The 15,132-nt window shown below is 72.5% G+C and carries 13 protein-coding genes; 7 read left to right on the top strand and 6 right to left on the bottom strand.

The annotated features are described in order from the left end of the window. Nucleotides 1–38: 38 nt before the first annotated feature. The gene (locus tag AC3RJ7_RS07795) at nt 39–995 is read right to left on the bottom strand and encodes an ArsR/SmtB family transcription factor (RefSeq protein WP_491455264.1); all 957 of its coding nucleotides are present in this window, start codon (nt 993–995) and stop codon (nt 39–41) included. A 56-nt stretch (nt 996–1,051) separates the two neighbouring features. On the opposite strand from AC3RJ7_RS07795, the gene AC3RJ7_RS07790 reads away from it, so the two are divergent. Beyond that, on the top strand, nt 1,052–2,461 hold the full coding sequence (locus tag AC3RJ7_RS07790) for an MFS transporter (RefSeq protein WP_491455263.1): 1,410 nt from the start codon (nt 1,052–1,054) through the stop codon (nt 2,459–2,461). Between the two features lie 20 nt (nt 2,462–2,481). Here the strand turns inward: AC3RJ7_RS07790 and AC3RJ7_RS07785 are convergent, their stop codons facing one another. Beyond that, nucleotides 2,482–3,039: a GNAT family N-acetyltransferase gene (locus tag AC3RJ7_RS07785; protein WP_491455262.1), complete on the bottom strand. Its 558-nt coding sequence runs from the start codon at nt 3,037–3,039 to the stop codon at nt 2,482–2,484. A 142-nt stretch (nt 3,040–3,181) separates the two neighbouring features. On the opposite strand from AC3RJ7_RS07785, the gene AC3RJ7_RS07780 reads away from it, so the two are divergent. Beyond that, nucleotides 3,182–4,567, top strand: a complete 1,386-nt coding sequence (locus AC3RJ7_RS07780; RefSeq protein WP_491455261.1) for an ATP-binding protein — start codon at nt 3,182–3,184, stop codon at nt 4,565–4,567. Nucleotides 4,568–4,657: 90 nt separating this feature from the next. Here AC3RJ7_RS07780 and aceB read toward each other — a convergent pair whose 3' ends face one another. Continuing rightward, on the bottom strand, nt 4,658–6,325 hold the full coding sequence (gene aceB / locus AC3RJ7_RS07775) for a malate synthase A (protein ID WP_491455260.1): 1,668 nt from the start codon (nt 6,323–6,325) through the stop codon (nt 4,658–4,660). A 99-nt stretch (nt 6,326–6,424) separates the two neighbouring features. After that, nucleotides 6,425–7,762, bottom strand: coding sequence for an isocitrate lyase (aceA, locus tag AC3RJ7_RS07770; RefSeq protein ID WP_491455259.1), 1,338 nt, complete (start codon nt 7,760–7,762; stop codon nt 6,425–6,427). Between the two features lie 258 nt (nt 7,763–8,020). Between aceA and AC3RJ7_RS07765 the strand changes: the two genes are divergently transcribed. Both AC3RJ7_RS07765 and AC3RJ7_RS07760 read left to right on the top strand, forming a co-directional pair. Continuing rightward, the gene (locus AC3RJ7_RS07765; protein WP_491455258.1) at nt 8,021–8,386 is read left to right on the top strand and encodes a PadR family transcriptional regulator; all 366 of its coding nucleotides are present in this window, start codon (nt 8,021–8,023) and stop codon (nt 8,384–8,386) included. A 1-nt stretch (nt 8,387) separates the two neighbouring features. Next, entirely contained in the window at nt 8,388–9,839 is a 1,452-nt protein-coding gene (locus tag AC3RJ7_RS07760) for a permease prefix domain 1-containing protein (protein ID WP_491455257.1), read from the top strand. A 15-nt stretch (nt 9,840–9,854) separates the two neighbouring features. Here the strand turns inward: AC3RJ7_RS07760 and AC3RJ7_RS07755 are convergent, their stop codons facing one another. Beyond that, nucleotides 9,855–10,526 (bottom strand): response regulator, encoded by a 672-nt coding sequence (locus AC3RJ7_RS07755; protein WP_491455256.1) that lies wholly within the window; start codon nt 10,524–10,526, stop codon nt 9,855–9,857. Then, on the bottom strand, nt 10,523–11,749 hold the full coding sequence (locus AC3RJ7_RS07750; RefSeq protein ID WP_491455255.1) for a sensor histidine kinase: 1,227 nt from the start codon (nt 11,747–11,749) through the stop codon (nt 10,523–10,525). Before AC3RJ7_RS07750 ends, AC3RJ7_RS07755 begins: the two co-directional genes overlap by 4 nt. 198 nt (nt 11,750–11,947) lie before the next feature. On the opposite strand from AC3RJ7_RS07750, the gene AC3RJ7_RS07745 reads away from it, so the two are divergent. From AC3RJ7_RS07745 to AC3RJ7_RS07735, 3 genes are all read left to right on the top strand, one after another. After that, complete coding sequence (locus AC3RJ7_RS07745) at nt 11,948–12,613, top strand: hypothetical protein (protein WP_491455254.1); 666 nt, start codon at nt 11,948–11,950, stop codon at nt 12,611–12,613. Between the two features lie 217 nt (nt 12,614–12,830). Beyond that, nucleotides 12,831–13,997: an ABC transporter ATP-binding protein gene (locus AC3RJ7_RS07740; RefSeq protein ID WP_491455253.1), complete on the top strand. Its 1,167-nt coding sequence runs from the start codon at nt 12,831–12,833 to the stop codon at nt 13,995–13,997. A 107-nt stretch (nt 13,998–14,104) separates the two neighbouring features. Continuing rightward, on the top strand, nt 14,105–15,132 hold a 1,028-nt coding region (locus AC3RJ7_RS07735), incomplete at its 3' end, for a polyamine ABC transporter substrate-binding protein (protein ID WP_491455252.1).

Genomic DNA, 15,132 nt, shown 5'->3' with positions numbered 1-15,132 from the left:
ACGTGCTCACCGCCCGCCGCCTTACCACCCGGGTACCCTCACCGCCCCGCCGCGAGCAGTGCCGCGCCGAGCTCGCTGCGGAGGTACAGCACGCTGTGCCCGTACCGGGTCGAGACGACGAGGCCGGCGTCGCGCAGCACCCGCAGGTGCTGGTTCACGGCCGAGGCGGTGACCCCGAACCGCACGCCGAGCTCGGTCGACGACGCCGGGTCGCCGAGCGCCGAGAGCAGTCGCGCTCGGGTCTCGCCGAGCACGGCGGCGACCGCCGCGGGATTCGCGACGTCCTCGGCCTCCCACAGGGCGCCCTGGCCGCGGGCCGGGTACATCAGCATCGGCGGGCCCTCGCCGACCGGGGCGGACGCACGGCGGGTGAACATCGTCGGCACGAGCGTGAGCCCCGAGCCGCCGATGGCCTGGGTGCGCTCGAGCGGGTTCCGGAGCCGCACCGAGAGCACGCCGTCGGCGAAGTCGACCGTGCTCGTCAGCCCGCCCAGCATGGCCCCGACGCCCGACTGCGCGATCTGCCGTCCGCGGTGCACGACGTCGGCCTCGAGCACGGCGCGCATCCGGGGCCAGTACGGGGCGAACGACGTCTCCCAGAGGCCGGTGAGCGCGCCGATGATGCGCCGCAGCGCCGCCCGATGCGAACCCGCGAGCACCGCCGGCACCTCGCCGTGCACCGCCTCGAGGTCGCGCCGGAACACGTCGGCCGGCGTCTCGAGCAGCGTCGCGAACTCGTCGTCGAGCCGGGTGAGCGGCGACTCGGGGCGGGGGTTCAGGAAGTCGGGCGTCCACAGGCGGTCGTCGATGAGCGCCGCGAGCACGGCGTGGTCGAGCCCGGCACGCGCCGCCTCGGTGCGCGCCACCCAGGGCAGCTGCAGCGGAAACCTGGACGGGTCGCGGATCGCCCGCAGCGAGAGGCCGAGCTCCGAGAGCGGCGAGATGCCGAAGCGCACGGCCGCGACGTCCGTCTCGTTCAGCACGTAGCGCAACATGAAGGCATACGCTACATCAATTTCGCAGGTGCCCCCGTCTCTGCCAGAACTGAACCGTGAGCCCTACCACCCCCACCGACACCGCCCCGGGCACCGGCTCCACGCCGGCCGTCGGCCCCGAGGCATCCGCCCCGTCGACGAACCCGGCGAGCGCGACCCGCCCGACCTGGCGCGCGCGCCTGGCCGCCTCGGTCGCCGACCCGGTGCTCCGCATCCTCGTCGGCGCGACCCTCATCTCGCGCATCGGCCGCGGCATCTTCCTCGCCGTCACGGTGCTGTACTTCACGCTCATCGTCGGCCTGGCGCCGAGCGAGGTCGCGATCGTGCTGGCCTCGGCGAGCGCGGCCGGCGTCGTCGCCTCGTTCGCGGGCGGCTGGCTCGCCGACCGCTTCAGCGCGAAGCGGCTCATCATCGTCTTCACCTCCATCGAGGGCGTCGCGCTCATCGCCTACGTCTTCGCGGGCGACTTCATCACCGCGCTCGTCATCGCCGTCGTCTGCGGGTTCTTCGAGCAGGGTGCGAACTCGACCCGCTCGGCGATCATCGCGCGCGCCTTCGACGGGGAGTCGCGGGTGCACGCCCGGGCGGTGCTGCGCACCGTCACCAACGTGTCGATCGCGGTCGGCTCGGGGCTCGGCGCGCTCGCCCTCGCGCTCGGCACCGCCGAGGCGTACCGCGCGCTCATCATCGGCGCGGGCGTGCTCTACCTGTTGGGCCTCATCCAGCTCGTGCGACTGCCCGCGTACGTCGACGCCCCGGCGCGACCGGCCGTCGCCGAGGTGGTCACCGCGACCGGTTCGGTGGATGCCGCGGCCACCGCCGACGCGATCGCCGAGGAGCGCCGCAGCTGGCGGTCGCACTCGCCGTGGCGCGACCCGCGCTACCTCGCGCTCACCGTGCTCAGTGCGGTCTTCGGCATGCAGTTCGGGGTCGGCGAGCTCGGCGTGCCGCTGTGGATCACGCGCGAGACGGCGGCGCCCGAGGTGCTCATCGCGGCGCTGCTCATCCTCAACACGGCCATCGTGGTCGTCTTCCAGGTGCCGATGTCCCGCGGAACGCACGACCTGCGCGTCGCCGGGCGCGTCTCGGCGATCGCCGCGTGGCTCATGGCCGGCGCGTGCCTCGTCTACGCCGCCGCGGCCGGGCTGCCCACCGGCTTCGCGATCGCGGTGCTCGTCATCGCCGCACTCGCGCACGCCTTCGCGGAGGTGCTCTCGCAGGCGGGCGGCTGGGGGCTCAGCTTCGAGCTCGCCGACCCCGTGCGCGCCGGCACCTACCAGGGCGTGTTCGGCATGGGCTACTCGGTCGGGGCGCTCGCAGCGCCGCTCGTCGTCAACGCGACCGCCGTCTCGCACGGGCTCTGGGGATGGGCGGTGCTCGCCGCGATCTTCCTCGCCTCGGGCCTCGGCACGGCCTGGATCGCCCGCCGCGCGGCCCGCGCCGCGGCATCCCCCTCGCCCGCCTGACCCGGCCGGCGCCGCGCGCGTCAGACGAGGGGCTGCGCGAGCACCCAGTCGTGCTCCATGCGGTCGCCGAGCCTGAAGCTCTTTCGGCCGGCCTTCGCGAAGCCCTGCTTCTCGTAGAACCGGATCGCGCGCGCGTTCTCCTCGTTCACGCCGAGCCAGCACGCGAGCGCCCCTGTCGTGCGCGCGGCGTCGAGCGTCGCGGTCATGAGCGGCGACGCGATGCCGCCGCCGTGCTCGTCGGCGCGCGTGTAGAACTTGCTGAGCTCGATCGCGGGCCGCGCGGTGACGGCGGCCGCGGCATCCGCGTCGCGCGGTTCGCCGCCGATGAGCATGCTGTAGCCGACGAGGCGGGCGGATGCCTCGGCCCCGCGCTCGGCCACGAGCACGACCCGATCGGGATCGGCGAGATACTCCGCGAAGTGCTCGGGCCGGAAGTTGCGCGCGACGAAGACCGCGATCGCCTCGGGCGTGACGTGCGGCGGGCACGCGAGCGGGAAGGTCTCGGCGGCGAGGTCGGCGAGCGCGTCGACGTCGGCCGCGGCCGCGGGGCGGATGAGGAGTTCGATCACGCCGGTCACGTCGCGATTCTGCCAGAGCCGGCGGGTCCACGGCCGTGTGCGACGCGCACTGGCCGACCGCGGCCGATCGGTCGGCGGCGGCCGCCGCGCCGCCGGTCGCCGGCTCTGTCGTGCGGAGGCGCGCACGTGTCATGATCGGCGCATGTCCGACCGCAGCTCGCCCCTCTTCGCCCACTCCGACGACGGGCGCTCGTTCACGATCCCGGATGCCTCGGGCACGCCGTACACCGCGGGCACCCTCTTGCTCGTGGTCGTCGACGACGACCGGCACCTCGGGCTCGTCGAGGAGCGCGAGACCGACGACGCAGGCCCCCAGTCGGTGCGCGGTCGCCTGCTCGGGCGGATCGTCGGCACTGGCTTCGATCTGCGGGGCGGGCAGCCGTTCGAGGCCGCGGCCGTCGAGATGGCCGACGCCGACACGATCGACCACGTGCACGAGGCGATGGGCGCGACCCTCGAGATCGGCGTCAACCTCAGCCCGCCGGTGCGGCCCGCCCGGCTGCTCGGCCACCGCTTCAACCGGCACACGTTCTGGGTCGGCCAGAGCGGCTCGGGCAAGACGTACGCGCTCGGCGTCGTGCTCGAGCAGCTCATCGCGCACACGGCGCTGCCGGTCGTCGTCTTCGATCCGAACTCCGACTTCGTGCGCCTCGGCGAGCTCAACCCCGACGCGAGCGGGCCGACGGCCGACCTGCTGCGGCAGCGCGACATCCGGGTGCTGCGGCCCTCGACACCGGGAACCGAGCCGCTGCGCGCCCGCTTCAGAACACTGAGCCTCGAAGCGAAGGCCGCAGTGCTGCGCCTCGACCCCGTCGTCGACCGCGAGGAGTTCAACGCGATCGTGCATCTCGGTGACACGCTGAGCGCCGACGAGCCCGACGAGGTGCTGCCCGAGCTGCTGGGCTCGAGCGACCCCGTGCAGCGTGCGCTCGGCCTGCGCATCGAGAACATGGGGGTGCTCGACTGGGAGGTGTGGGCCGGTCACCACCGCGAGGCCTCGCTCGTCGTCGAGGAGCGCGCCGACGCCACGGTGCTCGACCTCGGCGGGTTCTCGACTCCCGAGCAGCACCTCGTCGTCGCGCTGCAGGTGCTCGACGACCTCTGGAACCGCCGCGAGGAGCGGCGCCCGACGCTCCTCGTCATCGACGAGGCGCACAACCTCTGCTCCCCCGCGCTCACCTCGCCGCTCGCGGTGGCCGTGCGGGACCGCATCGAGCAGATCGCCGCCGAGGGGCGCAAGTACGGCCTCTGGCTGCTGCTCTCGACGCAGCGGCCGTCGAAGGTGCACCCCGGCATCGTGTCGCAGTGCGACAACCTCGCGCTCATGAAGATGAGCTCGCCGATCGACCTCGCGAACCTCGCCGAGTACTTCGGCTACGCACCGTCGGCGCTCATCGCCCGCTCGCCGTGGTTCCGGCAGGGCGAGGCGCTCTTCGCCGGCGGATTCGCGCCGGCGCCGATGCTGCTCGCGATGAACCGACGGCTCACGCCCGAGGGCGGCAGCGACGTGGGCGTTCCGCTGCGCTGAGAGAGGTCGGTCGAGTAGCGCAGCGTATCGAGACCACCTCGTGGGTGGTCTCGATACGCGCTACGCGCTGCTCGACCGACCGGCCGCCCGTCACAGGAAGCGGGCGTAGGCCCCCAGCGTGAGGAACGTGGGGAACTCGGGCTCGAGCGCGACCGAGCGGAACACCTGGATCGCGTCGTCGAAGCGGTCGCCCTCGAAGCGGGGCAGGCCGCGCACCGCCTCGCCCATCGCCTGGACGATGTACGTCTGGTCGATGCGCGTGCCCTCGGCGGTGATCGTGTTGTCGTGCAGCCACTGCCAGATCTGCGAGCGCGAGATCTCGGCGGTCGCCGCGTCCTCCATGAGGTTCTCGATCGCCGCGGCGCCGATGCCGCGCAGCCACGACTCGATGTAGCGGATCGCGATCTGGATGTTGTCGATCACGCCCGCCTCGGTCACGGCGCCGCCGACCGACGGGATGTCGAGGAGCTGGGCCGCGGTGACCTCGACGTCCTCGCGCAGGCGGTCGAGCTGGTTCGGCCGGTCGCCGAGCACGGCGTCGAACTCGGCGCGCGCCGTCGGGATGAGGTCGGGGTGCGCGACCCACGTGCCGTCGAAGCCGTCGCCCGCCTCGCGGCGCTTGTCGGCGGAGACCGCGGCGAGCGCGCGCTCGGTCACCTCGGGGTCGCGGCGGTTCGGGATGAACGCGCTCATGCCGCCGATGGCATACGCCCCGCGCTGGTGCGCGGTCGAGACGAGCAGCTCGGTGTAGGCCCGCATGAACGGCACCGTCATCGTGATCTGCGTGCGGTCGGGGAAGACCCAGCGGCGACCCCGGCTGCGGAACGTCTTCACGATCGAGAAGATGTAGTCCCAGCGCCCCGCGTTGAGCCCGGCGCAGTGGTCGCGCAGCTCGAAGAGGATCTCCTCCATCTGGAACGCGGCCTGGATCGTCTCGATCAGGACGGTCGCGCGCACCGTGCCCTGCGGGATGCCGACGTAGTCCTGGGCGAACACGAAGATGTCGTTCCAGAGCTTCGCCTCGCGGTGCGACTCGAGCTTCGGCAGGTAGAAGTACGGGCCGCGGCCGAGTTCGCTGAGCCGGCGGGCGTTGTGGAAGAAGTAGAGCCCGAAGTCGACGAGCGAGCCCGAGGCGTGCATGGCACGGCCCGACCGGTCGTGGAACTTCAGGTGCTTCTCGGTGAGGTGCCAGCCGCGCGGGCGGAACACGATCGTCGGGGTCTCGCGGATGTCGCGCTCGACCCGGTACTGCTTGCCCTCGGGGCTCGTGAACTCGAGGCGGCCGCGCAGCGCGTCGAAGAGGCTCAGCTGGCCTTCGACGACGTTGCGCCAGGTGGGGCTCGTCGCGTCCTCCTGGTCGGCGAGCCACACCTTCGCGTCGCTGTTGAGCGCGTTGATCGCCATCTTGCGGTCGGTCGGGCCGGTGATCTCGACGCGGCGGTCCTCGAGGCCGGGGCCGGCGCCGGCGACGCGCCAGGTGCGGTCCTCGCGGATGCGGGCGGTCTCGGGCAGGAACTTCGGGTCGCGGCCGTTCGCGGCGTCGACGCGGGTCTGCAGGCGCGCGGCGAGCAGCTCGTGCCGGGTGTGCGCGAAGCGGTCGTGCAGCTCGGCGAGGAACTCGAGCGCCTCGGGGGTGAGGATCTCGTCGTACCGCTCGCCGAGCGGGGCGGTGATCTCGATGCGCGGGTCGACGACGGCGAAGCTGCCCGTCGAGGTGCGCGGCTCGGTCTCGGTGCGTTCGAGGGTGGTGGTGCTCATGGTTTCGTCTCCTTGCGACGTGCCGGTCGAGGAGCGCGAAGCGCGTATCGAGTGGTGGTCTCGATACGGCGCTTCGCGCCTGCTCGACCGACGAGTGCGTCAGTGGTTGAACTGGTCTTCCTCGGTCGATCCGACGAGGGCGAGCGTGGCGCTCTGCGGGTTCAGCGCGGTGGCGATCTGGTCGAAGTACCCGGTGCCGACCTCGCGCTGGTGGCGCGTGGCGGTGTAGCCGGCGGCCTCCGAGGCGAATTCCGCCTCCTGGAGTTCGACGTAGGCGGTCATCTGGCGGTCGCGGTAGTCGCGGGCCAGCGTGAACATCGAGTGGTTGAGGGCGTGGAAGCCCGCGAGGGTGATGAACTGGAACGCGTAGCCCATCGACGCGAGCTCGCGCTGGAACTTGGCGATCTGGTCGTCGTCGAGGTGGCGCTTCCAGTTGAACGAGGGCGAGCAGTTGTACGAGAGGCGCTTGCCCGGGAACTTCGCGTGCACGGCCTCGGCGAACCGGCGGGCGAGGTCGAGGTCGGGCTCGGCCGACTCGACCCAGAGCAGGTCGGCGTACTCGGCGTAGGCGAGGCCGCGGGCGATGACCGGCTCGATGCCGTTCTGCACCTCGTAGAAGCCCTCGGCAGTGCGCTCGCCCGTGACGAACGGGCGGTCGCGCTCGTCGTGGTCGCTCGTCAGCAGGGTCGCGGCGAGCGCGTCGGTGCGGGCGATGATGATCGACGGCACGCCGGCGACGTCGGCCGCGAGGCGGGCCGCGTTGATCGTGCGGATGTGCTGCGAGGTCGGGATGAGCACCTTGCCGCCCATGTGGCCGCACTTCTTCTCGCTCGCGAGCTGGTCCTCCCAGTGGACGCCGGCGGCGCCGGCCTCGATCATCTGGTGCATGAGCTCGTAGGCGTTGAGCGGCCCGCCGAAGCCGGCCTCGGCGTCGGCGACGATCGGCGCCATCCAGTCGGAGATGCCGGTCTGCGCCTCGTTGCCCTGCTCGATCTGGCCCGCGCGCAGGAGCGCATTGTTGATGCGGCGCACGACCGCGGGCACCGAGTTCGCCGGGTAGAGCGACTGGTCGGGGTAGGTCTGGCCCGAGAGGTTCGCGTCGGCGGCGACCTGCCAGCCCGAGAGGTAGATGGCCTTGAGGCCGGCGCGCACCTGCTGCACGGCCTGGTTGCCGGTCAGGGCGCCGAGCGCGTACGACCACTCCGGGTCGTCCATGCGCTCGAAGGCGTTGCCGGTGTTCTGCTGGATGTCCTGCCAGAGCTTCTCCGCGCCGCGCTTGGCGAGCGTGCGCTCCTCGCGGACGGGGCCGCGGAGGGCGATGACGTCCTCGGCGGTGTAGTCGCGCTTGACGCCCTCCCAGCGCGGGTCGGCGTCCCACTCGAGCTGCAGCTCGGCCGCGGTCTGGGTCTGGTCGCCGGGGCGGGTGGGGGTGCTCATGGGGTGCTCCTTCGGTGGTGCTGCGTGCGGTTCCGGATGCCTCGTGGCGAGGCATCCGCTCGTCTGTGGAACCCATGCTGCGCCCGGCGCGACCGGCCGGACCGACGATTCGGGGGGTGAACTTCTGCAGAAGTTCTGCGACACGGAAGAAGGGCGACCGCTCGACCCGCTCGCCGTCGGCGCCGCCTTCGTGATACCTTGCAGCTCTAGGTACCTCACAGTTCTAGGTACATGGCAGCACAAGGTATGGAGGACCAGATGCGAATCGGCAAAGACCTCGTCGCCGCCGCCGCGACCCCGGTCGTGCTCGGCATCCTCGCCGAGGGCGAGTCCTACGGCTACGCGATCCTGCAGCGCATCACCGTGCTCTCGGGCGGCGAGCTCGAGTGGAGCGACGGCATGCTCTACCCGCTGCTGCACCGGCTCGAGCGGCTCGGGCACGTGAATTCCGAGTGGCGCCAGGGCGACTCGGGCCGCCCGCGCAAGCACTACCGCCTGAGCGAGCAGGGCGCCGCGGTGCTCGCCGAACAGCGCCGGCAGTGGTCGGTCGTCGGCGAGGTGCTCAGCAAGGTCTGGCCCGACGACGGCGGCTCGCGCCTTCGACTCGCCCTCGGGGAGGCCTGACATGCCGATCGACGCACCCCATGACCTGCCCACCGACCTCGACGAGCTCGTCGCCTCGTGGCGGCGGTGGATGCAGCGGCACGACGCCGTGAGCACCGCCGACCTCGCCGAGCTCGAGAGCCACCTCTACGACACCGTCGACCATTTCGTCGCGGCCGGGCTCACGCCCGACGAGGCGTTCCTCGTCGCCGTGAAGCGCCTCGGCGCGACCGACGACCTCTCCCGGGAGTACGCCCGCGAGCACTCCGAGCGGCTGTGGAAGCAGCTCGTGCTGACGGGCGACGACTCCGCCCCGGCCGATGCCGGAGCGGCGGGGCACGACGCCGGGGGCCGCCCGGCGCCGTTCCATCGTCGGGCGAACGGGCTGCCCGTCGCGCTGCTGCTCGGGGCCGGCGCCGGCCTCGCCGTGAAGGCCGTCGACCTCGCGACGGACGACCCCTCGCAGGTCGTGCTGAACGCCGCGGTGATCGTCCTGCCCTTCCTCGCGCTCTGGTTCGCGTGGCGCCGCCGCACCTCGGCCGCGGTGCTCGCGATCGTGGGCGTCGTCTTCCTCGGCGTCGGGCTCGCACTGAACCTCTACCCGTTCGCGGTCCCCGACGAGCCGGGCGCCGGCACCGAGGTCGGCGGGATCACGGCGGCGACCGAGATCATCGCGATGCTCGGCTCGTACGTCGCGCTGTGGCTCGCCGTCGGCGTCGCGTACACCGGCGGCCGCTGGCGCGACGATCGCGCACGCATGGACTTCATCCGGTTCAGCGGCGAGTGGTTCGTCTACTACCTGCTCATCGCGCTCGGCGGGGGCGCCCTCTCGGCGCTGACCGTCGCGGTGTTCTCGTCGATCGGCGTCGACGTCGCGCAGTTCGTCGGCGAGTGGGTGCTGCCGCTCGGCGCCGCGGGCGCCGTGCTCGTCGCCGCGTGGCTCGTCGGGGCCAAGCAGCGGGTGATCGAGAACATCGCGCCCGTGCTGACGAAGGTGTTCACACCGCTCTTCACGCTGATGATGCTCGCGCTCGTCGTGGCCGCGATCGCGCAGTGGAACCTCGTCGACGTGAACCGAGACCTGCTCATCGCGTTCGACGCCGTGCTCGTCGTGGTGGTCGCGCTGCTCGTCTACTCGATCTCCGCGCGCGACCCGTTGCAGGCGCCGGGCTGGTTCGACCGGCTGCAGGCGCTCATGCTCGTGAGCGCCCTCGTGCTCGACGCGATCGCGCTCATCGCGATGATCGGGCGAACGGGCGAGTTCGGCTTCAGTGCGAACAAGACGGCCTCGCTCGGCCTCAACCTGATCCTGCTCGTCAACCTCGTGTGGGCGCTGCGCCTGCATGTCGGGTTCCTGCGCCGTCGCACCGGATTCGCCGCGCTCGAACGATGGCAGACCGCGCTGCTGCCGGTGTACTTCGCATGGTCGGCGATCCTCGTCGCGGTGTTCCCTCCGGTGTTCGGATTCGCCTGATCGGGCGAGCCGCGGCTAACCGCCGACCGGCGGTTCGCCGGGCCGGACGAGCCCCGACTCGTACGCGGCGACCACCGCCTGCACCCGGTCGCGCACCCCGAGCTTCGTGAACAGGCGCGTGATGTGCGCCTTCACCGTCGCCTCGCTGAGGAAGAGCTCGACGCCGATCTCGTGGTTCGAGAGTCCGCGCGCGATGAGCGCCCACACCTCGCGCTCGCGCGGGGTCAGGTCGACGGCCGCGGCCGCCCGGGCGTCGGGCGGCGGCGCCGCGAGGTAGCGCTCGATCAGGCGTCGCGTGAGCGACGGCGCGAGGAGCGACTCGCCCCGCGCGATCGTGCGCACCGCCTCGACGAGCCGCTCGGGCGGGGCGTCCTTCAGCAGGAAGCCCGAGGCGCCGGCCTGGAGCGCCCGGTAGACGTACTCGTCGAGGTCGAACGTCGTGAGCACGAGCACCTGCGGCGCCTCGCGCGACGCCGCGATGCGCCGGGTCGCCTCGATGCCGTCGAGGCCCGGCATGCGGATGTCCATGAGCACGACGTCGGGCCGCACCCGGTGCACGAGCTCGACCGCTTCGAGACCGTCACCGGCCTCGCCGACGACCTCGAGGTCGGCGGCCTCCAGGAGGCCCACGATTCCCGAGCGCACGAGCGCGTGGTCGTCGACGACGAGGAGTCTCGGCCCGCTCACGAGCGCGCTCCTGCCGAGGTGGCGGTTCCGAGCGGCAGGCTCGCGGCCACCCGCCAGCCCGCACCCTCGGGTCCGGCTTCGAGCGTGCCGCCGTAGACCCGCACCCGCTCGCCCATCCCCGGCAGGCCGCGGCCGCTGCCGCGAGCCTCCGGCCGTGAGCCGGTGGGAGCACCGTTCACGACCTCGACGAGGACGGCGCCGGCGTCGCGGCTCACCCGGACGACGACGGGCGCCCCGGCGGCATGGGTGCGGACGTTGGTGAGCGACTCCTGCACGATGCGATGGACGGCGAGGGCGTGGCCGTCGGGGATGTCGCGCGCGGCGTCGTCGAGTTCGAGCCGGCACTCGTGCCCGGCGGCGCGGGTCTCGACGACCAGCTCCGAGAGGCCCGACAGGCCGGGCTGCGGCGCGTAGACGGCGCCGTCCTCGCGCAGCACGCCGAGCAGGTGGCGCATCTCGTCGAGCGCCGACTGGGCGGTCCCCCGGGTGAGGGCGAGGTGACGTCGTGCCCGCTCGAGATCCTTGTCGAGGAACTGCTCGGCCGCCCCCGCCTGGAGCGCCACGATCGAGAGCGCGTGCGCGACGATGTCGTGCAGCTCGCGGGCGATGCGCACGCGCTCCGCGGCGACGGCGTCGGCCGCGAGTCGGTCGGAGCTGTCGCGGGTGCGCTGCACGGCGAGCGCGCGGTGGCGCACGACGCGCCCCGCCGCCCACGTCGCCCCGACGAAGAACACGAGGAAGACGGTGCCGGCGGTCTCGATGCCGGGCGAGCCGAAGTAGCCGAGGACGTGAGCCGCGAGCATCGCCGCGATCGGCACGAGTCCGAGCAGCGCGGCCGCCCACCACGCCGCGACGCGCTCGGCGACCGTGAAGGTGGCCACGAGCAGGCTCGGGAACGGGTTGAAGGTCGCATCCGGGCCGCTCGTCGCGGCGTGCAGCACGAGTGCGCCGGCGACGGCGAGCATCACGAGCGCCGGGAAGCGGCGCCGCACCACGAGCGGCAGGGAGACGGCCAGCGCGAAGCCGAGCTGCGCGAGCTGGTTCGTCGACGGCACGAGCAGTGCCTCGAGCACCGCCCAGAGCGCGATGCCGCCCGCGATCGCGAGGTCGAGGGGCGACGTCCACGCCCGCCAGCCGCCGGGGACGCCGACGGCGCGGCTCGCCGCGCGGTCGTCGTGCGCGAACTCGCGCTCGCGCTCGCTCGAGGGGGGCCTGGCCGTCACGCTCCCGATGTTAGGGCGCCGCGCTCGGCCGGCGACAGCGACGAAGGTCGACATTCCGCCCGACCCGGGTCGGCCCGGAGTGCGCCGGCGGTCGGGCGGAGCGTCGACCCGCGGATGATGCCGGCCGCCGCACGCCGTCCGTAGCGTCGCATCGCCGGCCGATCGTGCCGGCCTCGAACCTCGAACGGAAGGCCGACCATGGCTCCCCTCACCGAATCCGGATCAGCGCCCGACCGGGCACTCCGCCCGTCGCCGCACCCCGCGGGCCGTGCCCGGCCGACCGGCCCCGCCTACCCGCGTCCCGGCCGGATCGGCCATCGCCTCGCCGGCGCCGCGGCCCTCACCGCCGGCGGACTCTCGATCGTGATCGGCATCCTGCAGATCCTCTTCCCGCAGGACGAGGACCCGGCGATCGATCCTCGCACCCGGGTCATCCTCGCGATGTTCACGGTAAGTCTCTGGGCGCTCGCGGTGCTGTTCCTCGGCCTCGCGCGGTACGGCCGGTCGAGCTGGGGCGCGATCGTCGCGGCGACCGGTACGGTGCTGCTCACCGTCGGCACCATCACCAGCGCGGTGAACGGCGTCGACCTCGAGTTCTTCCCGATCGTCGCGATGGCGGCCAACGCGCTCTGGCTCGTCGGCGCGATCGCGCTCTGCGTCACCCTCGTGCGCGCTCGCCGCGTCGGGCTCTGGCTCGCACTCGCCCTGCCGTTCGTGCAGGTGCCGCTGCTCTTCTTCTCGCAGATCGGCGGCGGCACGATCGCGGGCGCCTACCTCGTGGCCGTCGGCGCGGTGCTCCTCGCCGGCCGGGTCGAACAGCGTGCGCGCCGGCTCGATGCCGCGGAGGGGGCCGTCGGCGCCTGAACCGTCGACCCGGCGGTGCGGATGCTCGAGCATCCGCACCGCTTCGGCGTACCCTTCCGCACCGCGCCGACGCAACCGACCGGACGGTCTGTCCGAGGCCCCGGGAGGGTCCGTCTGGTTTGTCCCATTCGCCGCTCCCCCGTTTGATTCGGGCGCACCGCACGGCTTGAATGGCGACGAACGCGACGACGCGTCCGAGTGAAAGAGGTGCCGCACGGTGACCAGCGCAGCCACGATCGAGTCCACGCCGACCACTTCCACCGGCGGTGAAGCACCCGGCACGGTCGTCGTCGACGCCGTGACGAAGCGGTACGGCGGGGCGACCGCCGTAGACGGGATGTCGCTCACGATCGAGCCGGGCGAGTTCATCTCGCTGCTGGGCCCCTCGGGCTGCGGCAAGACCACGACGCTGCGCATGATCGCCGGCTTCGAGCAGCCCGACGCCGGCGACATCCGCGTCTCCGGCCGTTCGGTGCTCGGCGTGCCGCCCTACCGCCGCGACGTGAACACGGTGTTCCAGGCCTACGCGCTCTTCCCGCACATGTCGGTCGCGGAGAACGTGGCCTACGGCATGCAGCAGCGCCGCACCCCCAAGTCCGAGGTGCGCGACCGGGTCGTCGAGGCGCTCGACCTCGTGCAGATGCGCCGCTTCGCCGACCGCAAGCCGACGCAGCTCTCGGGCGGCCAGCAGCAGCGCATCGCGCTCGCGCGCGCCCTCGTCAACCGTCCCTCGGTGCTGCTCCTCGACGAGCCGCTCGGTGCCCTCGACCGGCAGCTGCGCGAGGAGATGCAGCTCGAGCTCAAGCTCCTCCAGTCGCGACTCGGCATCACGTTCGTGTTCGTCACGCACGACCAGGGCGAGGCCCTCTCGATGAGCGACCGCATCGCGATCATGCGCGACGGCCGGATCGAGCAGCTCGCCGACGCCGACACCGTGTACGCCCGGCCCGCCTCGGCGTACGTCGCGGCCTTCGTCGGCCAGCAGAACTTCTTCCGCGGCGAGGTCGCCGACGGCGGCGCCGCCGTCGCCTCGGCCCACTCGCTCGTTCGCGGCGCGACCGCCGACCTCGCGGGCCTCGCGAACGGCCAGGCCGCGGTGCGGCCCGAGTTCGTCGAGATCGCCGCGGCGCGGCCGGATGCCTCGGCCGAGGCCAACGTCGCCCGCGGCACGCTCCTCGGGGTCTCGCACCTCGGCGAGACCATGCAGTACCTCGTGCGGCTCGGCGACGACCAGAGCCTCATCGTGCGCCGCCCCACCCCCGAGGCGCCGAACCTCACCGTCGGAGACCCCGTCGAGTGCTCGTGGCGCGCCGAGAGCGTGCTGCTCTTCCCCGCCGACGACGCGGCGAGCGCGGGCGGCTACGTCGCCCCGCCGACGGCCTGAGCCGACCACGGCGCCGGCCACGAGGCATCCCCGGCACCGCAGGGCGCGCCTCGCGCCCGACCCTCCATCCCCGAACCGCGAACCCTTCCCAGACCAGGAGACCCCAGATGACCGACTCGATCCCCACCGTCCGCATCCTCGCGCACGAGAGCGCCGCCAAGGTCATCGGCCGCGAACTCAACCGCCGCCGGTTCCTGAGCTTCGCCGCGGCCGCCGGCGCGACCGGGTTCCTCGCCGCCTGCTCGACGGGCGGCGGTACGCAGGGCGCGCCGGTCGCCACCGGCGGCCCGCTCGAGAGCGAACTGTCGATCTACACCTGGGGCGACTACGACGCACCCGACGTGCTCGAGGCGTTCACGGCCGACCTCGGCCCGAAGATCACGCTCTCGTCGTTCAACTCGAACGAGGAGATGATCTCGAAGCTCGTCGCGGCCAAGGGCACGAGCGGCTTCGACATCGTCGTGCCGACCGGCACGTTCATCCCGCAGATGGTCGAGAACGGCCTGCTGCAGAAGCTCAACCTCGACCTCATCCCGAACCTCGAGCACATGGACGCCGCGTTCATCGGCCGCGCGTGGGACCCCGACAACGAGTACTCGATCTGCAAGGCCTGGGGCACGACCGGCTTCGTCTACGACAAGACCGTCATCACGCGCGAGCTCAAGGACTGGAACGACTTCCTCGACGCCGCGCAGAACGAGGCGAGCGGGAAGACGTCGCTGCTCGACGACCCCGCCGAACTGACCGGCCTCTACTTCTGGGCGAACGGCATCGACTGGAACACGACCGACCCGGCCGAGCTCGACGCCGCCGAGGACTACCTCGTGAACACGCTCGCCCCGCACGTGTCGGCGTTCGACTCGTACCCCGGCGGCGCGGCGATCCCGCAGGCGACCCACGCGCTGCTGCAGGCGTGGAACGGCGACGCCCGCATCGGCATCCTCGAGTCGGCCGACCCCGACCGCTGGCAGTGGGTGCTCGGCTCGCCCGACACCGAGATCTGGATGGACAACTGGGCGATCCCGACCGGCGCCCCGAACCCCGAGGCCGCGCACGCGTTCATCAACTACGTGCTCGACCCCGAGAACTCGCTCGCCGAACTCGACTACATCGGCTACCACACCGGAGTCGCGGG

It is taken from the genome of Agromyces solani (assembly GCF_058349925.1).
Note: the sequence above shows the minus strand (reverse complement) of the source record. Positions and strands in the feature narration are given on the sequence as shown.

Excerpts from the sequence above, each read along its gene's own strand:
- AC3RJ7_RS07765 (WP_491455258.1), top strand. The coding sequence starts at position 8,021 with ATGCGAATCGGCAAAGACCTCGTCGCCGCCGCCGCGACCCCGGTCGTG.
- aceA (WP_491455259.1), bottom strand. The coding sequence starts at position 7,762 with ATGAGCACCCCCACCCGCCCCGGCGACCAGACCCAGACCGCGGCCGAG.
- AC3RJ7_RS07760 (WP_491455257.1), top strand. The coding sequence starts at position 8,388 with ATGCCGATCGACGCACCCCATGACCTGCCCACCGACCTCGACGAGCTC.
- AC3RJ7_RS07745 (WP_491455254.1), top strand. The coding sequence starts at position 11,948 with ATGGCTCCCCTCACCGAATCCGGATCAGCGCCCGACCGGGCACTCCGC.
- aceB (WP_491455260.1), bottom strand. The coding sequence starts at position 6,325 with ATGAGCACCACCACCCTCGAACGCACCGAGACCGAGCCGCGCACCTCG.
- AC3RJ7_RS07795 (WP_491455264.1), bottom strand. The coding sequence starts at position 995 with ATGTTGCGCTACGTGCTGAACGAGACGGACGTCGCGGCCGTGCGCTTC.
- AC3RJ7_RS07780 (WP_491455261.1), top strand. The coding sequence starts at position 3,182 with ATGTCCGACCGCAGCTCGCCCCTCTTCGCCCACTCCGACGACGGGCGC.